The organism is Pseudomonas sp. TE12234, from assembly GCF_054061835.1.
This window is the reverse complement of the sequence record NZ_JBSSEP010000005.1, coordinates 213,213-235,394: the sequence shown is the minus strand read 5'-3', so window position 1 is coordinate 235,394 and position 22,182 is coordinate 213,213. Positions and strand designations below refer to the sequence as shown.

Annotated in this window: 18 protein-coding genes; 6 read left to right on the top strand and 12 right to left on the bottom strand. The window is 59.2% G+C overall.

Translation table 11 applies throughout. The features are described from left to right. Positions 1 to 108: 108 nt before the first annotated feature. Positions 109 to 1,269 (bottom strand): Fic family protein, encoded by a 1,161-nt coding sequence (locus ACVWYU_RS10950; protein WP_090325536.1) that lies wholly within the window; start codon positions 1,267 to 1,269, stop codon positions 109 to 111. Between the two features lie 277 nt (positions 1,270 to 1,546). Here ACVWYU_RS10950 and ACVWYU_RS10945 point away from each other — a divergent pair, with 277 nt between their 5' ends. From ACVWYU_RS10945 to ACVWYU_RS10920, 6 genes are read left to right on the top strand one after another with little or no spacing between them, the layout of a single operon-like run. After that, entirely contained in the window at positions 1,547 to 2,338 is a 792-nt protein-coding gene (locus tag ACVWYU_RS10945) for a YfaP family protein (RefSeq protein WP_248915637.1), read from the top strand. Between the two features lie 35 nt (positions 2,339 to 2,373). Then, complete coding sequence (locus ACVWYU_RS10940) at positions 2,374 to 4,086, top strand: DUF2138 domain-containing protein (protein WP_090325534.1); 1,713 nt, start codon at positions 2,374 to 2,376, stop codon at positions 4,084 to 4,086. Then, positions 4,071 to 4,721 (top strand): DUF1175 domain-containing protein, encoded by a 651-nt coding sequence (locus tag ACVWYU_RS10935; RefSeq protein ID WP_090325533.1) that lies wholly within the window; start codon positions 4,071 to 4,073, stop codon positions 4,719 to 4,721. The genes ACVWYU_RS10940 and ACVWYU_RS10935 overlap by 16 nt, the downstream gene beginning before the upstream one ends. Then, a complete protein-coding gene (locus tag ACVWYU_RS10930) occupies positions 4,718 to 9,277 on the top strand; it encodes an alpha-2-macroglobulin family protein (protein WP_457372689.1) in 4,560 nt (1,519 codons plus the stop codon). The genes ACVWYU_RS10935 and ACVWYU_RS10930 overlap by 4 nt, the downstream gene beginning before the upstream one ends. Position 9,278: 1 nt before the next feature. Then, positions 9,279 to 10,898: a DUF2300 domain-containing protein gene (locus tag ACVWYU_RS10925; RefSeq protein WP_457372688.1), complete on the top strand. Its 1,620-nt coding sequence runs from the start codon at positions 9,279 to 9,281 to the stop codon at positions 10,896 to 10,898. A 3-nt stretch (positions 10,899 to 10,901) separates the two neighbouring features. Further along, complete coding sequence (locus ACVWYU_RS10920) at positions 10,902 to 11,714, top strand: YfaP family protein (RefSeq protein WP_457372687.1); 813 nt, start codon at positions 10,902 to 10,904, stop codon at positions 11,712 to 11,714. A 44-nt stretch (positions 11,715 to 11,758) separates the two neighbouring features. On the opposite strand, the gene darG is transcribed toward ACVWYU_RS10920, so the two are convergent. The 11 genes from darG to ACVWYU_RS10865 form a co-directional block, all read right to left on the bottom strand. Beyond that, the gene (gene darG / locus ACVWYU_RS10915; RefSeq protein ID WP_457372686.1) at positions 11,759 to 12,844 is read right to left on the bottom strand and encodes a type II toxin-antitoxin system antitoxin DNA ADP-ribosyl glycohydrolase DarG; all 1,086 of its coding nucleotides are present in this window, start codon (positions 12,842 to 12,844) and stop codon (positions 11,759 to 11,761) included. Then, the gene (darT, locus tag ACVWYU_RS10910; RefSeq protein WP_457372685.1) at positions 12,841 to 13,485 is read right to left on the bottom strand and encodes a type II toxin-antitoxin system toxin DNA ADP-ribosyl transferase DarT; all 645 of its coding nucleotides are present in this window, start codon (positions 13,483 to 13,485) and stop codon (positions 12,841 to 12,843) included. The genes darG and darT overlap by 4 nt, the downstream gene beginning before the upstream one ends. Next, the gene (locus tag ACVWYU_RS10905) at positions 13,486 to 14,061 is read right to left on the bottom strand and encodes a DarT ssDNA thymidine ADP-ribosyltransferase family protein (protein WP_457372684.1); all 576 of its coding nucleotides are present in this window, start codon (positions 14,059 to 14,061) and stop codon (positions 13,486 to 13,488) included. A gap of 185 nt (positions 14,062 to 14,246) precedes the next feature. Continuing rightward, positions 14,247 to 15,080 (bottom strand): restriction endonuclease, encoded by an 834-nt coding sequence (locus ACVWYU_RS10900; protein WP_457372683.1) that lies wholly within the window; start codon positions 15,078 to 15,080, stop codon positions 14,247 to 14,249. Between the two features lie 921 nt (positions 15,081 to 16,001). Next, a complete protein-coding gene (locus ACVWYU_RS10895; protein WP_390959798.1) occupies positions 16,002 to 16,748 on the bottom strand; it encodes a S24 family peptidase in 747 nt (248 codons plus the stop codon). A gap of 229 nt (positions 16,749 to 16,977) precedes the next feature. Beyond that, a complete protein-coding gene (ppa, locus tag ACVWYU_RS10890; protein ID WP_003228599.1) occupies positions 16,978 to 17,505 on the bottom strand; it encodes an inorganic diphosphatase in 528 nt (175 codons plus the stop codon). 111 nt (positions 17,506 to 17,616) lie between these two features. After that, on the bottom strand, positions 17,617 to 18,429 hold the full coding sequence (locus ACVWYU_RS10885) for a M90 family metallopeptidase (protein WP_457372682.1): 813 nt from the start codon (positions 18,427 to 18,429) through the stop codon (positions 17,617 to 17,619). Positions 18,430 to 18,435: 6 nt separating this feature from the next. Then, positions 18,436 to 19,092, bottom strand: a complete 657-nt coding sequence (locus ACVWYU_RS10880; RefSeq protein ID WP_090325526.1) for a DedA family protein — start codon at positions 19,090 to 19,092, stop codon at positions 18,436 to 18,438. Positions 19,093 to 19,361: 269 nt separating this feature from the next. Further along, positions 19,362 to 19,820 (bottom strand): GNAT family N-acetyltransferase, encoded by a 459-nt coding sequence (locus ACVWYU_RS10875; RefSeq protein ID WP_247254597.1) that lies wholly within the window; start codon positions 19,818 to 19,820, stop codon positions 19,362 to 19,364. 116 nt (positions 19,821 to 19,936) lie between these two features. Continuing rightward, entirely contained in the window at positions 19,937 to 20,761 is an 825-nt protein-coding gene (gene eutC / locus ACVWYU_RS10870) for an ethanolamine ammonia-lyase subunit EutC (protein WP_457372681.1), read from the bottom strand. Between the two features lie 8 nt (positions 20,762 to 20,769). Next, positions 20,770 to 22,164, bottom strand: coding sequence for an ethanolamine ammonia-lyase subunit EutB (locus tag ACVWYU_RS10865; protein WP_090325521.1), 1,395 nt, complete (start codon positions 22,162 to 22,164; stop codon positions 20,770 to 20,772). Positions 22,165 to 22,182 lie beyond the last annotated feature (18 nt).

Sequence of the window (22,182 nt, the reverse complement as noted above, 5' to 3'; positions counted from 1 at the left end):
GCGGCGATTTCCGGTTGACGTTAAACCGGCGCGACACTAGCAGACATGGGGTTTATGGGCAAATGAGCGGGGCGTTTGGCGGCTAAACCCTGTGGCGAGGGAGCGAGGTCACTTGCCATAGGGTGATGGAGTCGAGCCATCCGGATCACGGATTTTATAGCGGGTACTGCGCCCGCCACCCGGCAGGCGTTGCAAACAGCCTTTTTCCAACAGTTCGGCCAGATGGCGGGTTGCAGTGGCTTTGGACACTTTCGCCACGGCCTGATACTGAGCTGCGCTGATCCCGCTTTCGAAACCGCGCTCTCCGCCATCGAGCATGCGATTCAGTACTTTGGTCTGTTCGACCGACAGTTCGGATTCCCGGTGCGCCTGCCAGAAACGCGCTTTGGCCAGCACCGACTCGATCCTCGCCATTGCCTGCTGCAGGCTGCGCAGCAAGGTGTGTAAAAACCATTGCAGCCATTCGGTGATGTCCAGCGTCGCTTTCTGGCTGGTTTCCAAGACGCGGTAGTAGCCTGAGCGATCCTCGAGAATGCTCGCCGACATGGCGTAGAAACGGATTGCCTGAGCCTCGCCTTGAGCCAGCGCAAGGTCGGTGATGGTTCGCGTCAAGCGACCATTGCCATCGTCAAAAGGGTGGAGCGTGACAAACCAGAAGTGCGCGACGCCGGCACGCAACAGCGGATCGAGCGCGGCCTGATGACGGCTGCTTTCAAACCAGTCGAGGAAGGTTTCGAGTTGTTGTTCAAGGCCCCGGCGGGGCGGCGCTTCGAAGTGGACTGTGGGCTTGTCGAGACGGCCCGACACCACTTGCATCGGATCATCGCCGCGCAATGCGCCAACACGGATACTCCGTGCGGCGAGATCAGTGTCCTGATCCGGGAACAGCCATGCATGCCAATCCAGCAAGCGCTCAAGGGTCAACGGCTCGGCGAAATGCTGCGTTGCATCAAGCATCAGGCGGGCCAGGCCTTCGCTGCGTTGGCTGACGTTATCGCCACCCATCACTTCAAGCCCCAAACGCCGCGCCAGTGAAGAGCGGACCGAGCCGACATTCAGCTGTTCACCTTCGATGGCGGACGAGGTGACGATGTTTTGCAGCAATGCATCCAGCTCGCTCTGCGCACTCAGCGAACTACCGACGGAACTGACCATGCCCATCAATCGACCTTGTGCCTGGACGCACTCGCGCAGCAACGGTGCCAAGCGCTCGGCGTGCCAGGTGAAATTCGGCCAATCAGGCTGTTGCCAGATCCAGTGAGGTGCCATGTATTTGATGCTCTGGGGTGAGTGAGCCGATTAGAAGAGATATTCGGCTCATATAATGAGCCGAATATGACCCTTATTCGGCTCACCGTCCACTCACCTGCGTGATTTGCGCCGCATTTTCAGAGGGATGTGATTGTTAGCTGCGGCCATGGCGGCTAACCTTCGCGCCCTGTACGACCCGACAGTCACGGGTCTTTCAGACGAAACGCAGTATCAACCTCTGTAACGCGCCGAGGATCGGGCGCAAGGTTTCGTCATGCATGGCAGGAGGCATCACATGCGTTCAATTCTTTTGCTGCTGTTCGGCTGGCTCTGTGCGCCTGCACTCCTGGCCGCGCCGAGTGCCGAGGTGTCGGAGCCCATTGGTGGTTGGCGCTACAACGGCCTGCTGGACCGGACGGAAAACCCGCAAGTGGCCTATCCCACGCCGCCCATCGACCGGGGTGTGCAGCGCAATCGCACGATGATCGAGGGCCAGCTCAAGGCCCTCGGCACGCAACGCGGCCCCCACACCCTGGCGGTCAACGGCAATCCGTTGAACCTGTACACCGACGATCAGGGGCGTTTCGCCCGACCCTATGCGTTCGGCGCCGGCTCCAACAGCGTCGAAGTGCGCAGTGCCGAGGGGCAGTCGCTCAAGCGGGTTCAGTTCTATGAAGCCAACAACCTGCGCACCCCGGCGCGGATTCGGGTGGTGCTCGGTTGGGACGACCCGAAGGCTGAACTCGACCTGCACATCATTACCCCGGATGGTCAGCATGCGTTCTGGGCTCATACGGCGCTGACCAACGGCGGCGGCCTGGACCCGGATGGCGTCGATGGTCCCGGCCCGGAAATGTTCACCATGACCGCGCCGCTGCATGGCACCTATCTGGTTTACGTGAACTATTGGGGCAACTTTGGCAGTGGCGGCTATAACTTCGATGAGGCCAGCAACCAGAACGAGGTAATCACCTCGCAGATCAACCTGGTGCTCAACGAAAACACCGTCGACGAAAAACGCGAAACCTTCATCGTGCCCTTGCGTGCGATCGGCGACCTGCTGCTGGTCAAGACTTTCAACTATTAAACATCCCGCACCACGGATGAATTGGGTTTTGTGAAATGAGTGAAAACATCGTGTCCCCAGCCGCCGATGCATCGGCCGCCAAACCTTCCCGGCGCTGGCCGGCGCTATTGCTTGGGTTGGGCCTGGCCGCCGTTGTGGCGGGCGGGGTGGGGTGGTTCCTGCACAAACCCAAGGTGCCTGCGCCCGTATTGGCCAGCGACAAGCTGGGCATGAGCCGGCCGGATGGCCTGCTGGAAACCCACTCCTTGAGCCAATTGCCCAAGGATCTGCTGGCGGTGCCGTTCCTCAAGGAAACCCTCACCGAAGATTTCGTCTTCTATTACGAAACCCACGCGGATCGCCTCGGGCTGATCGGCAGTCTGCGGCGGATCATTTACGAGCATGACCTGAAGTTGCAGGACAGCCTGATCGAACAGCTCTTCGATCAACCCGCCGACGTGGCGCTGTGGCGCGGGGCGGATGGTCGGCTCAAGGATTTCCTGCTGGTGATGGATCGCGGCGGACTGGCCAAGGTGCTGGAACCACTGGCCAAGGTGGCGCTGGATGATTCACAGCTGAGCAAAATTGCCGATGTGAAGGTCGGCAGCGACGATGTCGCGCTCTATCAGCTCACCTACAACGCCAGCAAGGCGCTGGTGTTTGCCTCCCATGGCGACAAACTGGTGGTGCTGTCCAATCCATCGAAACTCTACGACCCGCAAAGTGGCCAGGCCGAGGAGCCGGGCAGTGTCTCGACAGCCGCCATCGCCGCGCTGCTCAACGGCGACAAACTGTTCCCCGAAGCATTCGGCCTGCCGCCACGCGCGCCTGAAGTGAAGCAACGCCTGTCGGTCAACGCCAGTGTGCTGGCGATGGGGTATCAGCGTTTCATCCCGAACTTCGCCGGGCTGCGCTTCGACATGGACGACAAGGGCTGGCACAGCTTCCTCGCCATGGATGAACTGGACGATCAGCCGGGCTTCGATTTCAAACCGATCTGGCAAGCCATGCCCATGGGTGCCAGCGCCTGCGTGGCCTTGCCGCTTGCCGCCGAACAACAGAAACCGCTGCTGGTAAAACTCGGCGCCGACGAGAAGGTGGCGCAGGCCTTGACCGAACACATGGCCGGTGCCGCGGGCCTGTGCTGGTACGCCGATTCGCGGCTGTACACGCCGCTGCTGGTGGCCGGCCTGAACGATAAGGACAGCGCCAGACTCGATGGTGATCTGGGCAAGCTGTTCGGCTCGATGGTTGGCGCCTACGAAGGCAAGGTCGAAGATCACGCGTTCCCGGTGGTCGAAAAACAGGAGGGCCCGACCCATCAGTGGCAGCGCCAGGTCAGCTCAAACTTCGGTCCGTACGCGGCCAAGGACGCCGAAGACCCGGACGCGATCACCGGCAAGGCTTTCATGCGCGTCAGCCTGGCGCGTCACGGTTCGACGCTGCTGTTCTCCCTCGACGACAAACTGGTGGACAAGGCGCTCGGCACCCTCGACAAGCGCTTTCCGCCGATGGCCGACGTGGTGCCGAAGGACCTGCTGATGCCGATCTACTTCGGCCCGGAGTCCATGGCCCAGCTGATGCAACAGGAAACCCTCGACAGCCTGCCCCAGGACATGGAGCCGGTGTTCTACAACGCCGCGCAAACCTACCTCATCCCGAAACTGCGCAAGCTCGGCGGTTACGGCAAGTACGCGCTGACCTTGCCTGAAGGCAGCGAACCCGACGGCCACTGGCAATGGCTGCCACTGGAATGGAAAGCCCTGTGACTGGACTGATCCGAAGCCTCGGCCTGCTCGCGCTGCTGCTGAGCGCGGCTGCCCGGGCTGTCGAAACCCCGGCGCTCGACCCGCAGCAATCCCAAGTGTTCCGCGCCTGGTTCGTGCGCATCGCCCAGGAGCAACTGAGCCAGGGCCCGAGCCCGCGCTGGTATCAACAGGACTGCGCCGGGCTGGTGCGTTTCGCCGCCAACGAAGCGCTGAAAGTCCATGACGACAAATGGCTGCGCAGCAATGGCCTGTCCAATCGCTACCTGCCGCCAGAGCTGCCATTGAGTGATGCCCAGCGCGGTCTCGCCCGGCAATGGCAGCAGGGCGGCGGCAAGGTCGGGCCGTACGTCAACGCGATCAAGCTGATTCAGTTCAACAGCCATCTGGTCGGCCGTGATGTGGCCCAGGCGCGTCCCGGTGACCTGATGTTTTTCGATCAGGGCGACGACCAGCACCTGATGATCTGGATGGGTCGCTACATCGCCTATCACACCGGTACCACCACACCCACTGACAACGGCATGCGCTCCGCAAGCCTGCAACAACTCATGACATGGAAGGACACCCGATGGATACCCGATGCAGCCAACCCCAACTTCATCGGCGTTTATCGACTGAATTTTCTCTCCCAATGATCGGTGCCCGCATGTTGCGTTTTCTGCCTCTGCTGTTGCTAATGGCGCTGCCTTTTTCAGTGGTGAATGCCGAAGACACCGTTGAACCGAGTGGCTATACGCCGGTGGCCGGGGAGAGTTTCTTTCTGCTGGCCGACAGCAGTTTCGCCAGCGACGAACAGGCGATGGTGCGTCTCGAAGCACCAGGCCGCGACTATCGCCGGTTCCGCATGGAACCCTACGGCGGCGCCGACATTCGCGTGTATCGCATCGACAAGCCGCTGGATTTCCTCAAGCGCCAGAAGAATCTGCACCGGGTGGTCAGCGACGGCCAGTTCAAGGGCGAGGGCCTGTCCAATACCCTCGCGTACCTGTGGGACAACTGGTACCGCAAGTCTCGCCGGGTGATGCAGCGGGCGTTTTCCTACGAGTCGCGTAAACAAGTCACCGAGCACGTGCCGGAACTGAAGATGGGCAACGCCATGGCCGCGCCAACGCCCTACGACGCGCAGCCGCAATTCGCATTGATTCCGGGGCTGCCAGTGGTCAGTCAGTTCCGCTACCCGTTGTGGCAGGCCAAGCCGATCCAGCCACCGGAAGGGGTGAACCTCGCGGGCTCCTCCAGCGAGTTCGTCAGCGTCGCGCCGGGCAACGTCTATATCCCGTTGGGCAACCTGAAACCGGGCCTGTATCTGGTGGAAGCGCTGATCGGCAAGTACCGGGCAACCACCATGGTCTTCGTTTCCAACACCGTGGCCGTGAGCAAGATTGCCGGCGATGAATTGCTGGTGTGGGCGGCGCGCAAGCACGAAGGCAGTGCGGTGCCCAAGGTCAATGTGTTGTGGACCGACGGCCTCGGCGTGATGAGCAGCGGCGCCACTGATGCCGAGGGTCTGCTGCGCCTGAAACACGTCAGCCCCGAGCGGTCGTTCGTGATAGGCGAAGACGAAGAGGGCGGCGTATTCGTCTCGGAAAACTTCTACTACGACAGCGAAATCTACGACACCAAACTCTATGCCTTCACCGACCGGCCGCTGTACCGGCCGGGGGATTGGGTGTCGTTGAAAATCGTCGGTCGCGAGTTCAAGAACGCCCGGGACTCGGTGCCGCCAGGCGCCGCCGACATCAACATGACCGTGCTCGATGCCACCGGTACGGCCCTGCAAACCCTGGACTTGAAACTGGATTCCAAGGCCGGCACCCAGGCGCGTTTCCAGTTGCCCGACAATGCCGTGGCCGGCGGTTATGAGCTGCGTTTCAGTTACAAGGATCAAGCCTACAGCAGCGCCTTCCGGGTCGCCGAGTACATCAAGCCGCACTTCGAGATTTCACTGAATCTGGCCAAGCAGGACTACCGCACCGGCGAAGCGGTCAAGGGCAGTCTCGTGTTGCTGTATCCGGACGGCAAACCGGTAGCCAATGCCAAATTGAGCCTGAGCTTGCGTGCTCAGCAGCTGTCGATGGTCGACAACGAGCTGCAATACCTCGGTCAATTCCCGGTGGAGCTGACCAGCACCGAACTGACCACCGACGCCAAGGGCAACGCCACCCTCGAACTGCCGGCTGCGGAGAAACCGAGTCGCTTCATGCTCACCGTGTTCGCCAGCGATGGCGCGGCGTATCGGGTCAAGACCACCAAGGAAATCCTCATTGATCGCGGTGCCGCGAATTTCCGCTTGAGCGCGCCGCAGCGTTTCAGCGCGGTGGGCGACAAGGTGGTATTCAGCTACGCCAATGAAAGCGAGCAGAGCCAGTCGGTCACGCCGAGCAGTTATGGCTGGGTGCGCCTGGAGGACCAGAGCACCGGCGAAGGCAAACTGACGGCCACCGACAAGGCTTTCACCCTGGCGTTCGAGCGCCCTGGTACCTACAACCTGACACTCAGGGATGACCACGGCCGAACCCTTGGCGCCACCGGTCATTCGGTCACCGGCGACGGCGTCAAAGCGGTGCCGGGCACCGTTGAAATCGTCCTCGACAAACCCGAGTACAAGGCCGGCGACGAAGCCCTGGCGTTGATGACCTTCCCCGAGCCGATCAGTGATGCACTGCTGTCGCTCGAACGTGACAAGGTCGAGGCCACCGCGTTGCTGTCCAGGGGCGGTGACTGGCTGAAGATGGAAAAACTCAGCGACACCCAATACCGCGCGCGCATTCCGGTGAAGGACAGCTTCGCACCGAACCTGACCTTCTCGGTGCTGTACACCAAGGGCGGTCAGTACAGTTTCCAGAATGCCGGCATCAAGGTGATTGCGCCGCAGATAGACGTGGCCATCGCCACCGATAAAGACACCTATCGACCCGGCGATACCGTGTCGGTGGACCTGAGCACCCAGTTCGCCGGCAAGCCGATCCCGGCGCACCTGACGGTCAGCGTGGTCGACGAAATGGTCTACGCGTTGCAGCCGGAAGTCGCGCCGAGCATCGACCAGTTTTTCTATCACCCACGGCGTAACAACGTGCGCACCAGCGCCAGCCTGTCGTTCATCAGCTACGACGTGGCGTTACCGGGCAGCCCTGGTGCACCGGGCAAGGCCAACCGCAGCGAACGTGGCGTGAAGGTGCTGGAACGGCCGCGCCGCGAAGACGTCGACACCGCCGCGTGGCAGCCGGAGCTGGTGACCGATGCCAGTGGCAAAACCCGCTTCACCTTCAAGATGCCGGATTCGCTGACCCGCTGGCGCATCACCGCCCGGGCCATCGCCGATGACGGTTTGGTCGGGCAGAAAAAACAGTTCGTGCGTTCGGAGAAACCGCTGTACCTGAAATGGAGCGGGCCGAGCACATTCCGCACGGGCGATAAGCCGGATCTCGGCGTGTTCGCCTTCAGCCAGGCAGAAAACCCGGTCAAGGCCGAGCTGGTGACTCATTACGCGGGCAACGAGCAGCGTGTGCCTGTGACGCTGAGCAACGGCATCAACTACATCGCGTTGCCTGAGTTCTCCCTGGCCAGTGGCGAGTGGACCGCCGAGCTGGTGCAGGACGGCAAAACCGCTGATGCCTTGGCCGTGCGCCTGATCGCCACCGGTGAAGGATGGCAAGTCACGCAGAGCCAAAGCCTGGACGTGAGCGTCGGCGATACGCCGCTGACGCTGCCGGCCGACGCCACGGATATTCGCCTGCGCCTGGATGACAGCCCGCAAGCGCTGTTCCGTTCGGCACTGGATGATCTGCTGAGCTACCCCTATGGCGGCGTCGAACAAACCGCCAGTCGTTTGTTGCCACTGAGCATGGCCTATCCGACCTTGGCGTCGAACCCGCAGGTCCGCGACCGCTTGCGCCTGATCATGCAGAACAGCCGCTTGCGGCTGGTGCAAATGGCCGGACCGTCGGCGAGTTTCACCTGGTGGGGCATGGACGGCGAGCCGGACGCGTTCCTGACCGCCTACGCTTATTACGCCGACTGGCACGCCAGCAAAGTGCTGGAGCTGAGCCTGCCGCCAGAGCACTGGCAGCGGGTGTTGGAGGTCTATTCGAAGCAGGCGAAAAACACGCCGCTGTTACAGCGCGCGCTGATTCTGTCGTTCGCCAAACAGATGCAATTGCCGGTGAACACCTTGCTCAGCGGACTGATGGATGACCTGGCAAAAGCGGGCGAGGGCAATGCCGCGAACCTGATGGACGATGGCGAAGACAGCATCGTCATGAGTGATCCGGATTCAGCGTTGGGTCTGGCCGCCGCCCGGGCGCTGACGGCGTCGTTGGCCAAGCAATCGAAGGTCACGCTGCCCGACGCTTTCAACCGGCAGCTGGCGGATGCTCAGCAACGCCTGGCCGTCAGTTCCCAGCCGTTTGCAGAAGCCCTGAATCTGTCGCTGCAAGCCTTCGATCAGGCCCACGCGCAGGCGTTGCTGCAGCGCTTGCTGCCCCGGCAATCGACCCTGGAACGGGCGTTGGCGCTGACCTGGCTGCAGCGCAGCATCGAACAGGCTTCACCTGCCATTGCCTTGGCACCGGGTGAAGGCTGGAAGAAAAAATACGGTGATACCGGCGAGGTGTATTGGACCTGGCAAGGCGCTACGGCCGTGCCGACGGTATTGTCGTTAAGCGGCACCCAGGAGCGTCCATTGCGGGCTGCGTTGAGCTTCCGAAGCCAGCAACCCACCGTCGATCCGATGGCCGTGACCATCACCCGTCGCCTGTCTCGGCTGGTGCCGGGGGATGAAGCGTTCACCTTCAAACTGGAGGCGGTCGGCAACGCGCCGTTGTCCAGCGACAGCCTGTACCTGGACGAAGTGATCCTCACCAGCAAAGCCGCCAAACCGCTGCGCTACGGCATGCTCGAAGTGCCGTTGCCACCGGGCGCCGATGTTGAGCGCACTACCTGGGGCATCAAGTTGATGGGCAAGGCCGGCACCGAACCCACGGCACTGGAAAAGGCCCGTTTCGAGCCGGGGCAACTGGCCTATGCCGTGCCGGTGGATGCGCTGAGCGGTGAGCTGCGCCTGCGTCATCTGGTGCGTTTCTCGCAGAAAGGCCAATTCAACCTGCCGCCGACGCGCTTCACTCAGGTGTATGCGCCAGAGCATCAGGCTCAAGAGCAGAAACCGGCGCTCGGTCAGGTCACGGTCCACTGACATGCCACGGCTTCTGGTCTGCTGGCTGTTGTGTTTGATCCCTGCGCTGGCCACGGCGCAGGACGAACCGCTGCATCTGGCGTTCAAGGGTGATTTGCTGTCCTTGAGCCGGACTCAGTTGCTGGCGCGCGAGCCGTTGCCCGATACCTTGCAGACCCCGCTGGGCAGTGTGTGGAAGTTGTTTGTCTACAGCTGGCTGGTGGACACCGGCGCACGCGAACCGGCTTATGAATGTCGTGGTCAGTCGAAGGAGGAAGTCTATTGCTGCACGGCGGGCGGCAAGATCGAACGTGATCAGGCGTTGGTCAAGTCCTGCGGGTTGTATTTCGAGCCGACGCGTCTGGGCATTTCCAGCGCCGATTGGCGAGCCTATTGGCAAACGCGACAGGCGCCGTCGTGGTTGCTGAACCTGGCTTCACTGCAGCCTGACACTCGGGCTCCTGTGGCCGAGTTGTTGCGCTCCCTGGCGCTACTGCCGGCCCAGGATCAGGCGCGTCGGGTATTGCTCGATGTGGTGCTCAATGCCGCAGACGGCAATGTGGTCGGCGAACTCGGCAGCCGGTTGCGAGTGAAAACCTGGAGCTGGCGGGGGGATCGGGATCCGGCGTCGCGCCAGGGTGGATTCGCCGGTTGGACGGCGGACGGTGCGCCGATCTGGGCCGGTGGGCGTGGGACCAGCCAGCGGGTCTTGCGTGAGTATGGCCCTGCGTTGGCCACGGTGCTCCCGGCATCCTGGCCGGCCGAGACCGGAAAGTGCGTCGAGGTCAGCCTGTTCTCTCGTTATCCGTTGACGCGGGTTCTGTCGGGAGGCCGCGTTGCAGCGTCCGGACCTTTACAGGGCGACTACCGCGTCGAATTCGCCAGCGGCAATCAGCTCGATATCCACAGCGATGGCGAACTGTTTTTAATGAAAGACCAACTGGTGGCGCGCCTGGACCGCGAAGAATACGTCGCTCGCGTGCTGCAACGTGAAGCCACCGCCGAACCCGCCGAAGCGGCCAAAGCCCTGGCCGTGGCCATTCGCACTTACCTGCTGCAAAACGCCACGCGCAACGGCGACTGCCTGAGCATCGACGACAGCAGCCAGCGCCAACGGGTCGCACCACGTCCGGCCAGCGCCGAAGCGCGCAACATCGCCGCCTGGACCAGTGATCTGGTACTGGCCGGCAGCGCAGTGACCTACCATTCCGATCAACCCGGCCCGGACAAACTGTCCTGGCAGCAAGCCGTCGAACAAGCCAACGCCGGTCAACGCTACGACGCCATCCTGCTGCACGCTTACCCACGTGCCAGCCTCAGCCGTTGGGACAATCCCGTCGCTTCCTGCGAAGCGCTGCCCGCCGCGCAAGACTGGCTGCAAAAGCAGCGTCGCGGCTGGCGTCCACGCCTGGAAAGCGAAACCGGCTACAACGAAGTCAGCACCTTCGCCGTCTGCCGCCTGACCTTCGGCCGCCCCTATGTCGACCGCGAACGCCAGCGCATCTACGTGCGCGGCGTGCTTTCGCTGCAAGACCGTCTCGACCTGACTCACGAATACCTGCACCTGGCCTTTGAAGCACACCCTAACGGCCAGGATGAAAACTACATCGAAGGGCTCGCCCGTCATCTTTTGCTGGAATAGACCATGACACTCCGTTATCCACAGGTCTTGCTATTGCTTTGCGCGTTGGCCATGTTATCGCCGACCATGGCCGCCGACAGCGTCAAGCTCGACACCCCCGTAGGCGGTTGGCGCACTGGTGCGGTCGAAGGCGAGGGGGAAAACTTCCGCCAGACCGTCAATTACCCGGCCTCCTCGGTGAACACCCCGCCAGGCCAGGCCAACACCGCGCGCATCACTGGACAGATCAAAGCCACGCCCAAGTCGGCAGAACCCGGTCGGCTGATTGTGAACGGTGTCAGCATGCCGCTGAAAATCGATCCGGCGGGCCGCTTTGATCGCCCGTTTTCGTTTCCCAATGGCAGCAACAGCGTCGAAGTCCGCAGCCCTGACGGCCAGCAACGCCACCGCACGCAATTTCTCAACGCCAGCGGCGGCGCCACCCCGGCCAAATTGCGTGTTTTGCTGTCATGGGACAGCGACAACACCGACCTCGACCTGCACCTGATTACCCCTGATGGCGCGCACATCTGGTACGGCGACCGCGTCGCCGCCAACGGTGCGGCGCTCGATGTCGACGTGACCACCGGCTACGGCCCGGAAATCTTCGCCATGCCCGCACCGATCAAGGGGCAGTATCTGGTGTATGTGAACTACTTCGGCGGTGGCTATCGCAGTGACGAAGAGGGCCAGGAAGAAGCGGTTCAAGCACTGACCACCGCGCAGGTCACGGTGATTACCGAGGAAGGCACGCCGAGTGAAAAGATCGAGACGTTTCTGGTGCCGATGCGGGCGGTGGGGGAATTGACGTTGGTGAAGGCGTTTAGTTATCCGTGAGGGAAATTGGGCAGCAGGTTGCTGCCCAGTTCTGCCGTCGTCACTTAGGCCGCTAATTCCGGCCGGAAACTGCTGGAGGTCAAGCGCTTGAGCGCAATATCAAGTGCCTGATCATCGAACAGTTTACTCTTGCGGGCAGCAGCTCCGGTGCCACCGTCCCAATGCTTCAATGCTTCGCGCAACGCAGGAACGGTTGCAGATACCCCTTCCTGGCTCAACAGCCAATCTACCGTCGCCAATAACTCCATACCGAATGGCGATTCAAAACCGTCAATCAGTTGAGCCGTGCGCTCCAACGCTTGAGAGTATTCCTTGGCCTCAGTCTTGAGATAGGTCTGCAAAAAGGCTTTACGCTCCTGATCAAACCAGATCACATCGCTAATGCCTGCGTCACTTATACGCTTGTCACAGTGCAGATAGCTGCCATCGAGGTTATCAAGCAGGTGTTCTAGCCGGTTGGCGTACGGGCCGTATTTATGTGCGACAAACTTCAGATTCAGAGGGTTCTCGGCACCCGGTAACATCTCGATTGCGCGCTCGAGAAACCAGGCCAGCTTCTGGATCTCCAGCAGGCTGCATTCCATACCTAAAACCCAGTAGCGACGAACCAACTCGGCGATAAGAGCGCGGGCTGGCGTGAGCCTTTCTACACCCGTACGTTTGGCGACGTTTAGATACTGGTCGGATGGCTCAAACACCAAGACATCAGCATCCAGATCCCCCAAAACTTCGACAATCTGTTCGCGGACTTCAGGCCACTTCAAGCCGCCATTGCCAGCACCTAACGGTGGAACCGCGACGGATTTCACATCGTTTTCAAGCAGAAACCGCCGCAGATCATGCAAGCCTTCGGTTATCCATGCCATTTGCGATGGAGAGCGCCAATGGCGCTTTGTAGGAAAGTTTACAATCCATTGAGGGCCATCGAGTTCGTTGGTGGCTGTCACGTGCATTTTGCCGGTTTCTACTTCACCTGCTTTACACGCCGCTGCGTACAAGCGGTAATTCTGTGCAAAGCGTTCTTTGAACATCAATGCGATGCCCTTACCCATCACGCCTACGGTGTTCACCGTGTTGACGAGGGCTTCAGTTCTGGCTTCCAGAAGGTTGCCTTGGGTGAATTTGATCATTGGAAATACCATTTGGGGCGCGCATGTACAGGCAACGTCAGGCCCCTGACGGCGACGTCTTGTTCTATGCGTACTTTCATCGCATCGGTATGGCACATGATGCCCAGTAGTCCCGTAATCGGTAAGTGATGGTGGATCAGCGCTTCCGCCTGATAACGCTCCATCTTGCGAGGGTCGTCAGGATCGCGCTTGAAGTCGCGTCGTTGAAGAATAGACCAATCGATCTGGTCGAGATTCGTCAGATTGCTGTAATAGTCTGTCCAACTCGGATAGGCATGTGCGTTTGTAAAGACAAACGGTAGGCCGAGTTCCTCAACGCGATAGAGGCTCGAGACCAGAATCACGATCTCGTCATTGCTGCGTTGTTGCACACTCCATCCAGAGTGAATGTTCTGCATCATCACCGAGAAGGGCGTGAAATAGAAGGGCACATAATCAGCCAAAACGCCTTCGGGCGCGATAGGCACGTGACGGGATCGGCGCTTGTCGATCAGGTCTAGGTTGCCGATGTTCACGTACTGTGGTGCCTGTACCTCCGAGTTTGCGCAATGCAGACCGTTGTCCAGAATCCAGGGCAGGTTATCGCGATGGACGATACGCCAAATCAGAGCTTTCTCTGGATTCAGGCTGGTGTAGTTCATTTATAAGAACATTCCGGGATTCACGCTGATAGGAGTCGTAAGTTTGGCTTCGCGCATTTTAGCCTCACAAAGTGAATTGACTTCCTCATTTGGTACATAAATCCTGGGAAAGTTTTTGGGGTTTACCACTTCCGGAGACAGGCATTCCGCCATGCAAACGCTTTTGCATTCTGGGTTCTGATAGTCCCGGGTATTCATTAGCTCCCAATCGATTGTTTCAAAGCCAGCGTTGTAATCGAGCAGTTGGATCGCATCATCAGCGAGTGGGTGCCGCGGAATAATTTTCCAACCGTTTTGTTTGGCAAATGACCGAAAGACGGAGATCAGGACAAATTTCTCTTTTGGCCGGCTGAGTTGTACTCGTCCATCGAATGGATTCGCAGCGAACCAGTGGAAAGGAACGTAACGATCAAGATTGAGGGCTTTGCGCTTCTTGAGGATTTCGCTGTCTGCGACGTCGGTGAAATTTTCCAAGTCTGCCCGAGGCTTTAGGCCTTCCTTGAAGATCCCATCCAGATTCTCTACCGAAGTGAGGTGGTAGACGAAGTATTTATCCCTGATGTTGGCGTCCGACATAGTGGCCTCCTTGACCTGCACATCAACCTAAACTGAATTCAGTCCCGGCCGCGCCCCGCGCTGATGTAACCCTCGATCCGTGGGGGGGGGTAGAACAGTCGCTGAGATTCTATTGTGCTATCACTTTTAGTCACAAGCCCAGTCTGGAAATTGATTAATCGGGCCAAATAGCAATACGCCTGAACTCACTCCACATCAAAGTAGTCGCGATCCAGCGTCGGCAGCCGCAACAAGCGCGATGTCACACCCACCTCATGATCCATCATCAGATACACCAGTCTCGTGCCGTCTACCAGCACAATCCCGTCAACCGATTTGGCAAAGTCGACAGCGTGCGTCGTAAAGCCAGACGTTGTGATGAACACACCACGCTTGGCTTTTTGTCCGGCGAGTGCTCCGTAGAATGCCTGTAATTCAGGCCGGCCGACCGTGTTCTGCCAACGTTTGGCCTGAACATAAACCTTCTCCAGGCCCAATTTGTCGAGCGAGATAATGCCGTCGATGCCCGCATCACCAGAGCCACCGACGCGTTGCAGATCATTACGACTGGAGCCGTAACCCAAACGATGGAGCACATCCAGGACGATGACTTCAAAACGGTTTGGGCTGACTTGCAGCAAGTTATCCAAAAGGTCCGCCGCCGTGGCATCGCGCAATTCATTTAACGCTCGCTCCAGTCGGTCATCGGGGCTTTCGGTGGCGGAAGCCAGATCTGGCTCAACATTGGGTTGATCATCCAGCGGCTCGGCATCAGGCGCGACTTTGAGTTTTACATTCATGTAGCCAATCGCTAAATGCTCAACCTCCTTGGCTGACAGCGGAAATGCATGCTCCTTGGCGTACCGCGTGCCCTCGTCAGTCAACTTCCAATAGCCGCGTTTGGCACTGCTCGAAAGACCGGCACGCTTGAGTCGATCGTGCGCCCAGCCTGATCGATTCTTGTAGGTGAGCTGACCGCTGGCGATCAGTTCTTCGCACTGTGCTTCGGTCAGTTGCAGCATTTTTTGCTGCCGCTTCATGGGCGTCCCGAGCGACTGCACCCTTGGGTTTTGTGGCAAGAAAACGCAGGATCGGCTCGATGAACTGATCGTAGGTTGGAACGGACATGGGCGCATCCCTGTGCTGATGGAGTTTTTTTGCTGACCGGCGGGCGAGTATAAATTAACGCTCGCTGGGGATGCCTTCGAGAGTATGTGTTGGTGCCGTGAAAGTATAAGCCGCTATGTGATGGCTCACTCACTATGATGAAGGGCTAACCAACAAGGGTTTGTTCTACAGAGCATCACTGCGCAATAAATTCCGCCTTCTCGCAAAACTAAGCTTTGCCCGGACGTTATCATCCCAATTTTTAGGACCGGCTGGTCGGGCGCGCGAGCTATGGAGCAACACACGGCAATCACCGGTGAACCTAATAGTAAAATCGACGTTATCTGGGATGCTTTAGGGTCGGGCGGTATCCATAACCCGGGGGAGGTATTGGAGCAGTTGACCTGTTTGCTGTTCAGGCGCGGCAGACGGAGCTTATCGGGTCCCGAGCATTTGAGCATGTGTTAAAGATGGATCGTATCAAGCCCGCATTCTACGTGGGTTTCAGGCATTAAAAAGCCGGCTTGTGGCCGGCTTCTCGGGGACTGGCTTGGTTCATTTTTGGTAAACCGCGCCAGCCTTCAAAACGTACACCCGGATCTTGCGTCCGGCTGTGGGACTCGGCGAGAAAGTCATCTGCCTTGTCGGTGCGATCGTTTCCGCAGGGCGGGTCGATGCGCAAATGTGGGGCGCAGCATACTGATTTTTTGAGGAAATTCCCAGTCCGGTGTGCGAGATAGAGCTATTGGGTGGTTCTTGTGTTGCGTCTGCCGACGCCTTCGCGGGCAAGCCACGCTCACAGTTCTCGCGTCACCCTGTGTGCGTGGCTTGCCCGCGATGAAAACGCCGCGGCGCTACAGAAATGGCACCTTCGGCCTGCGTTTGTTCAGCGTCGACCACCAGAACACCCAGCCGAGTACCTGAATGTTCTGTTCTTCGATCTGCGCGGCTCTGAAAATTTCGTCCGGGTATTCGACCCTGTTGTGGCTGCGCATGCGTATTGCATTACCGGGGATGCGGTGCAGGTATTTGATTCGCAGCATGCCGTCATGTTCGATCGCGTAGATCTCGCCATCGACAATGTCCTTGAGCCCGCAATCAATGCCGAGCAGGGAGCCGTCCTCAATTCTTTCGCCCATGCTGTTGCCGATCATGCGGGCGCAGATGGCATCCGTATGTTTTATTTCCAGGGAATCAAGATAGTTGCGAGGCAACCGGAAGGATTGCTCAGGGTCTTTGACGACGTGGGTTTTGTGGGAGCCTGGAGTAATGGCCGCTTCTTTGTAGAAAGGCAGTTCGATGTCGGTAGGTTCGATAACCGTATAGACACCACGGATGGATTGAGCGTCGAACGTGTTGCCGGACTCGTCGAGCAGGCGCAGGTGCCTGGCATCTTTCGGGCCTTCGCCCGTTTTCAGCCATTCACTGTTTACCGATAGCTTTCTGGCAACCTCTTCCATGCAGTGGGCGGGCACGCCACGGGTGTACCAGTTGTGGACTTTTTGCGGGACTGCGTCCAGGAACTCGGCAAATCCCGTCGTGGTGATCTTGGCTTCTTCGAGGAGCGCTTTAAAGCGAGGGCCGCTAGTGTTCTTTTTCATAAACACGAGTCTAAAGACGCGGAATAAGGCTTTGAATAAACGAACCGTTCAAATTTCGAGGAAAATTAACGCTGGATGTAAGACGTTTTTAGGGAAAATTAAACAAGAAAAAACCAAAGCAGAATTAATTAAACAATTCGTTTAAACATCGGTTTCGAGCGCCCACAAAAAACCCCGGATCAACCGGGGCTTTTCTTGAAGCTTGTCGGTGGAAGCGTGCAGCCGCTTCTTAGCCTTTGTAGGCGGCAACCGACTTGGTGATCGCGGCGCGGGCAGCGTCTGCGCCGTCCCAGCCTTCGATTTTCACCCATTTGCCTTTTTCGAGATCTTTGTAGTTCGCGAAGAAGTGCTCGATCTGCTGAATCAGCAGGGGTGGCAGGTCGGTGTATTCCTTCACGTCGACGTACAGCTGGGACAGCTTGTCGTGTGGAACGGCGATGACTTTGGCATCGCCGCCGCCGTCGTCGGTCATGTTCAGAATGCCAACCGGACGAGCGCGGATCACGGAGCCTGGAGCAACCGGGTAAGGGGTTACGACCAGCACGTCGAGGGGATCACCGTCGTCGGCCAGGGTGTTCGGGATGTAACCGTAGTTGGCCGGGTAGAACATTGGGGTGGCCATGAAACGGTCAACGAACAGGCAATCGCTGTCTTTGTCGATTTCGTACTTGATCGGCGCGTGGTTGGCCGGGATCTCGATCGCGACGTAGATGTCGTTCGGCAGGTCTTTGCCAGCCGGAATCTTGCTGTAGCTCATTGGGCGTTGCCCCCGTTAGTTGACCAGAAACACTTGGCCGGATTGACCAAAAAGTGGCGGCGATTATAGGCATATTCCTGTGTCGACGCCACGTACCAGAGGTCGTAGACCTTAGTCATGTGCCTGATAGACCGGGTCCTCGGCGAGAAGTTGCTTGAGCCTCCTCAATGGGTCCTGGCGATAGAACAGTTGCAGCTGCTCGTAGACCCGTGGATAGGCCTCGTGCAGCAAATCCGGGGCGCTGAAGAAGTACTCGCTGGTCACCGCGAAAAATTCGGCCGGGTTCTCGGCGGCGTAGGGGTCTATCGCGGTCTCGGCGTCCGGGTTGCGATCCAGTTGCCGGTCAAGATCGTCGTAGGCTTCTTGCATGACCTTGGCCCAGTCGCTGACCCGCATGTCCGCGTGCAGCGGCGGCAGGCCGTTGGCGTCACCGTTGAGCATGTCGAGTTTGTGTGCCAGCTCGTGGATCACCAGGTTGTAGCCTTCCCAGCCACCGCTGGCCATGACGCCGGGCCAGGCGAGGATGATCGGGCCCTGCTGCCAGGCCTCGCCGCTGTGCTCGCCATCCCATTCATGCTCGACACCGCTGGCGTCGCGATGGCGCTGCGGACTGAGAAAATCGTCCGGGTAGAGGATGATTTCATGAAACCCCTGATACCAGTTCAGGTCGCCCAGGTGCAGCAGTGGCAGTTGTGCCTGGGCGGCGAGCAGCAGGCGTTGCTCCTGATGGAGTTCAACGCCGGGCAGGGCGGTCAGGTGTTTGTCTTGCAGGAACAGCACGCAGGCTTCACGCAGCCACTGGTCTTCGGCGGCGCTGATGCCATCCAGAAAACTCAGTTGATGGCGCACCCGTTGCCACATGTCGTCGGCAATCGGGTGCTTGGCCAGGATGCGCTGGCGTCGCCAGGCGCTCAGGGACCACATCGTGAATCAGCGTGTTTCGGCTTTGGAGTTCGAGTTGCCGAAGCGGCTGCGGATCACGCCGATGATCATCGGCAGCAGTGACAGCAGAATGATGCCGACCACCAACAGTGACAGGTTTTTCTTGATGAACGGTACGTTGCCGAAGAAGTAACCGAGGGTCACCAGGCCGCCAACCCACAAAACAGTGCCGAAGACGCTGAAGGCGAAGAAGCGTGGGTAAGGCATCTTGCCGACGCCGGCGACGAACGGCGCAAAGGTGCGGATGATGGGCAGGAAGCGCGCCAGGGTCACGGTTTTGCCACCATGCTTGTCATAGAAGTCATGGGTTTGTTGCAGATAATCGCGGCGGAAGATTTTCGAGTTCGGGTTGCTGAACAGACGTTCGCCGGCCGTTCGCCCGATGATGTAGTTGGTACTGTCGCCCAGTATCGCCGCCAGCATCAGCAGCCCGCCCAGCAATACCGGATCCATACCGCCCCCGGCGGCCACGGCGCCGGCGATAAACAGCAGCGAATCGCCCGGCAGGAACGGCATCACCACCAGACCGGTTTCACAGAAAATCACCATAAACAGAATGGCGTAAATCCAGGCCCCGTAGTTGGTTACGAGCATGTCGAGGTAGACGTCGAGATGCAGAACGATATCGATCGGGTTGAAATCCATGGTGAGCACCTGTGATGACGGCCCGACTCGGCAGGCCTGTGCAAATGACTTCGTGTAAGACTACGAACAGGGGTAGTTTTTCTTACAAGTAGGAGAGGTCGGGATTATACGGACTGAAAAGTGAAAAGAGCGTCGAGATTGTAGCGGGGCATTTCACTCGGACCGACGGTGAGGGCGCTATGAGTTGCAAGCGTAGGCTTGCTCGCGATGGCGGTGCCAAATGGCACTCCGCCATCATGAGCATGCTGCGTCAGCAGATTTGGTGCGGATCAAAGCTCTTCGCTGATCGGCAACACGTAGTTCTTGAACTCGGTGTCTTCCTTGAATCCGATGGACTCGTAGGTTTTCTGCGCAACTTTGTTGTTGCTGCTGGTGGAAACGCGCATGCGCACGGCATTGGTTTCCTTGGCCATTTTCTTCGCGGTGCGGATCAGGTTGTCGGCCACCAGTTGGCGGCGGGCATCTTCGGCGACGTAGATGTCGTTGAGGATCCACACGCGTTTGAGCGATAGCGAGGAAAAGCTTGGGTATAACTGACAGAAGCCCATCAGCTTGTTGTCGTCATCGGAAAGTGCCAGGTAAATCACCGATTCCTTGCGACGCAGGCGTTTTTCGAGGAACGCCCGGGACGAGTCCGGATACGGCAGGGAACCATAAAACTCGCGATATTTGACGAACAACGGGGTCAGCAGGTCCAGGTGTTCGAGGGTCGCTTGAATAATCCGCATGGTAGGTCTCGTCTTCAAGTGGCTGTCTTCACGTGCACTGACGGCAAAAGGTACTCACTGGCAGCCGTTCGTCGATCCTGCCTGAAATCCGCTCGAAAGTGCAATGCAGAAGCGGTTCAGGTAACCGGCGGGCTCAGCAGGAAATTACCCTTTGTGTCCGCGCCGACATCCGCTTCCAGTGTCTGAACCTGGGCTTCGTCCTTCAGGTTGACGCCCGAAAGTTGTCGCCGGCAGGCCTCGCGCATCAAATACAGCAAACGGTGTGCCGCCATGCCGTAACTCAGCCCTTCGAGACGCACATTGGAAATGCAGTTGCGGTAGGCGTCCGTCAGGCCGACCTTGGGATTGTAGGTGAAATATAAACCCAGGCTGTCTGGCGAGCTGAGGCCGGGGCGTTCGCCGATCAGGATCACTGTCATTTTGGCGCCGAGCAGTTCACCGACCTCGTCGGCCACTGCAACACGACCTTGCTCCACCAGAATCACCGGGGCCAGGGACCAGTTTTCAGCGCCCATCTGTTCTTCCAGGCGCGCCAGAAAAGGCAGTGTGTGCCTATGAACGGCCAATGCCGACAAACCATCGGCGACTACGATCGCCAGATCGATGCCGCCGGGATGGGCCGCTGCGTAATCGCGCAGGATTTGTGCGGACTCATCACTCAGCTTTCGCCCCAAATCAGGGCGCTGCAGGTAGCTGTTGCGATCGATCGCCGCACTGTGCAGCAAGAGGCTTTCGCGCCCGCGTTCAGCCAATTGCGAGCTCAGGGCCTTTTGATCAAACGGCAAATGCACCGCGTCCCGCGCCTGGGCATGGGCGTACTGGAAATCCAGCTGTGCACGGGTGGGCATGCTGGTGCCGGTGCGGCCCAAGGCAATTCGCGCCGGTGTCAGGCGTCGCAGTTCCAGCCAGGGGTTGTGCGGATCGAAGGGTGGTTTATCCATGGAGACACTCATCCCAATTGCGCCAAGGCCTGGCGGAAGGCCGGTGGCAGGCTGTTGCCGAAGAGAATTTTCCCGTCCGCTTGAGTGAAAATGCCCATTTTCGCCAGCCACTGTTCGAATTCCGGCGCGGGCTTCAGGCCCAGGGTTTGTCGGGCATACAGCGCGTCGTGGAAGGAAGTGGTCTGGTAGTTGAGCATGATGTCGTCGGAGCCGGGAATACCCATGATGAAGTTGATGCCGGCCACGCCCAGCAGGGTCAACAGGGTGTCCATGTCGTCCTGGTCGGCTTCGGCGTGGTTGGTGTAGCAGATGTCGCAGCCCATCGGGACGCCCAGTAGCTTGCCGCAGAAGTGGTCTTCGAGGCCGGCGCGGATGATCTGTTTACCGTTGTAGAGGTATTCCGGGCCGATGAATCCTACGACGGTGTTGACCAGAAACGGGTTGAAATGTCGTGCCACGGCGTAGGCCCGGGTTTCGCACGTCTGTTGATCGACGCCGTGGTGGGCGTTGGCCGACAGGGCGCTGCCCTGGCCTGTTTCGAAATACATCAGGTTTTGTCCGAGTGTGCCGCGATTGAGGCTCAATCCGGCGTCGTAACCTTCCTTCAATACATTCAGATTGATGCCGAAACTGGCGTTGGCCGCCTCGGTGCCTGCGATCGACTGGAACACCAGGTCCAGTGGGACTCCGCGATTGACGGCTTCGATCGACGTAGTGACATGCGTCAGAACGCAGGCCTGCGTCGGGATTTCGTAGCGTTGAATGATGGCGTCGAGCATTTCCAGCATGGCGCAGATCGACGCGATGCTGTCGGTGGCCGGGTTGATCCCGATCATTGCATCGCCGTTACCGTGCAGCAAACCGTCAAGGATGCTGGCGGCGATACCGGCCGGTTCGTCCGTGGGGTGATTCGGTTGCAGGCGCGTGGACAGCCGGCCGCGCAGGCCCAGGGTGCCGCGGAACTGCGTGACGACGCGGATTTTCTGTGCGACCAGCACCAGATCCTGCACGCGCATGATCTTCGACACGGCGGCGACCATTTCCGGGGTCAGGCCGGGGGCAAGGGCGCGCAGGACGTGTTCGTCGGCGGCATCACTGAGCAGCCAGTCACGAAAACCGCCCACGGTGAGGTGGCTGACCACGCTGAAGGCGTGCTTGTCGTGGGTGTCGATGATCAGTCGGGTGACTTCATCGTCTTCGTAGGGAATCAGTACTTCCTGTAGGAAATGGCTCAGCGGAATGTCGGCCAAAGCCATTTGCGCGGCCACACGTTCGCCGTCATTGAGCGCGGCGACGCCGGCCAGAAAGTCCCCGGAGCGCGCCGGACTGGCTTTGGCCATCACTTCCTTGAGGTTTTCGAAGCGATAGGTCTGAGCGCCGACGGAATGGGCAAATGCGGCCATGGGGCGGTGTCCTCTGGT

Coding starts and splice junctions, on each gene's coding strand:
- ACVWYU_RS10950 (WP_090325536.1), bottom strand. CDS start 1,269: ATGGCACCTCACTGGATCTGGCAACAGCCTGATTGGCCGAATTTCACC.
- ACVWYU_RS10945 (WP_248915637.1), top strand. CDS start 1,547: ATGCGTTCAATTCTTTTGCTGCTGTTCGGCTGGCTCTGTGCGCCTGCA.
- ACVWYU_RS10940 (WP_090325534.1), top strand. CDS start 2,374: ATGAGTGAAAACATCGTGTCCCCAGCCGCCGATGCATCGGCCGCCAAA.
- ACVWYU_RS10935 (WP_090325533.1), top strand. CDS start 4,071: ATGGAAAGCCCTGTGACTGGACTGATCCGAAGCCTCGGCCTGCTCGCG.
- ACVWYU_RS10930 (WP_457372689.1), top strand. CDS start 4,718: ATGATCGGTGCCCGCATGTTGCGTTTTCTGCCTCTGCTGTTGCTAATG.
- ACVWYU_RS10925 (WP_457372688.1), top strand. CDS start 9,279: ATGCCACGGCTTCTGGTCTGCTGGCTGTTGTGTTTGATCCCTGCGCTG.
- ACVWYU_RS10920 (WP_457372687.1), top strand. CDS start 10,902: ATGACACTCCGTTATCCACAGGTCTTGCTATTGCTTTGCGCGTTGGCC.
- darG (WP_457372686.1), bottom strand. CDS start 12,844: ATGATCAAATTCACCCAAGGCAACCTTCTGGAAGCCAGAACTGAAGCC.
- darT (WP_457372685.1), bottom strand. CDS start 13,485: ATGAACTACACCAGCCTGAATCCAGAGAAAGCTCTGATTTGGCGTATC.
- ACVWYU_RS10905 (WP_457372684.1), bottom strand. CDS start 14,061: ATGTCGGACGCCAACATCAGGGATAAATACTTCGTCTACCACCTCACT.
- ACVWYU_RS10900 (WP_457372683.1), bottom strand. CDS start 15,080: ATGAAGCGGCAGCAAAAAATGCTGCAACTGACCGAAGCACAGTGCGAA.
- ACVWYU_RS10895 (WP_390959798.1), bottom strand. CDS start 16,748: ATGAAAAAGAACACTAGCGGCCCTCGCTTTAAAGCGCTCCTCGAAGAA.
- ppa (WP_003228599.1), bottom strand. CDS start 17,505: ATGAGCTACAGCAAGATTCCGGCTGGCAAAGACCTGCCGAACGACATC.
- ACVWYU_RS10885 (WP_457372682.1), bottom strand. CDS start 18,429: ATGTGGTCCCTGAGCGCCTGGCGACGCCAGCGCATCCTGGCCAAGCAC.
- ACVWYU_RS10880 (WP_090325526.1), bottom strand. CDS start 19,092: ATGGATTTCAACCCGATCGATATCGTTCTGCATCTCGACGTCTACCTC.
- ACVWYU_RS10875 (WP_247254597.1), bottom strand. CDS start 19,820: ATGCGGATTATTCAAGCGACCCTCGAACACCTGGACCTGCTGACCCCG.
- eutC (WP_457372681.1), bottom strand. CDS start 20,761: ATGGATAAACCACCCTTCGATCCGCACAACCCCTGGCTGGAACTGCGA.
- ACVWYU_RS10865 (WP_090325521.1), bottom strand. CDS start 22,164: ATGGCCGCATTTGCCCATTCCGTCGGCGCTCAGACCTATCGCTTCGAA.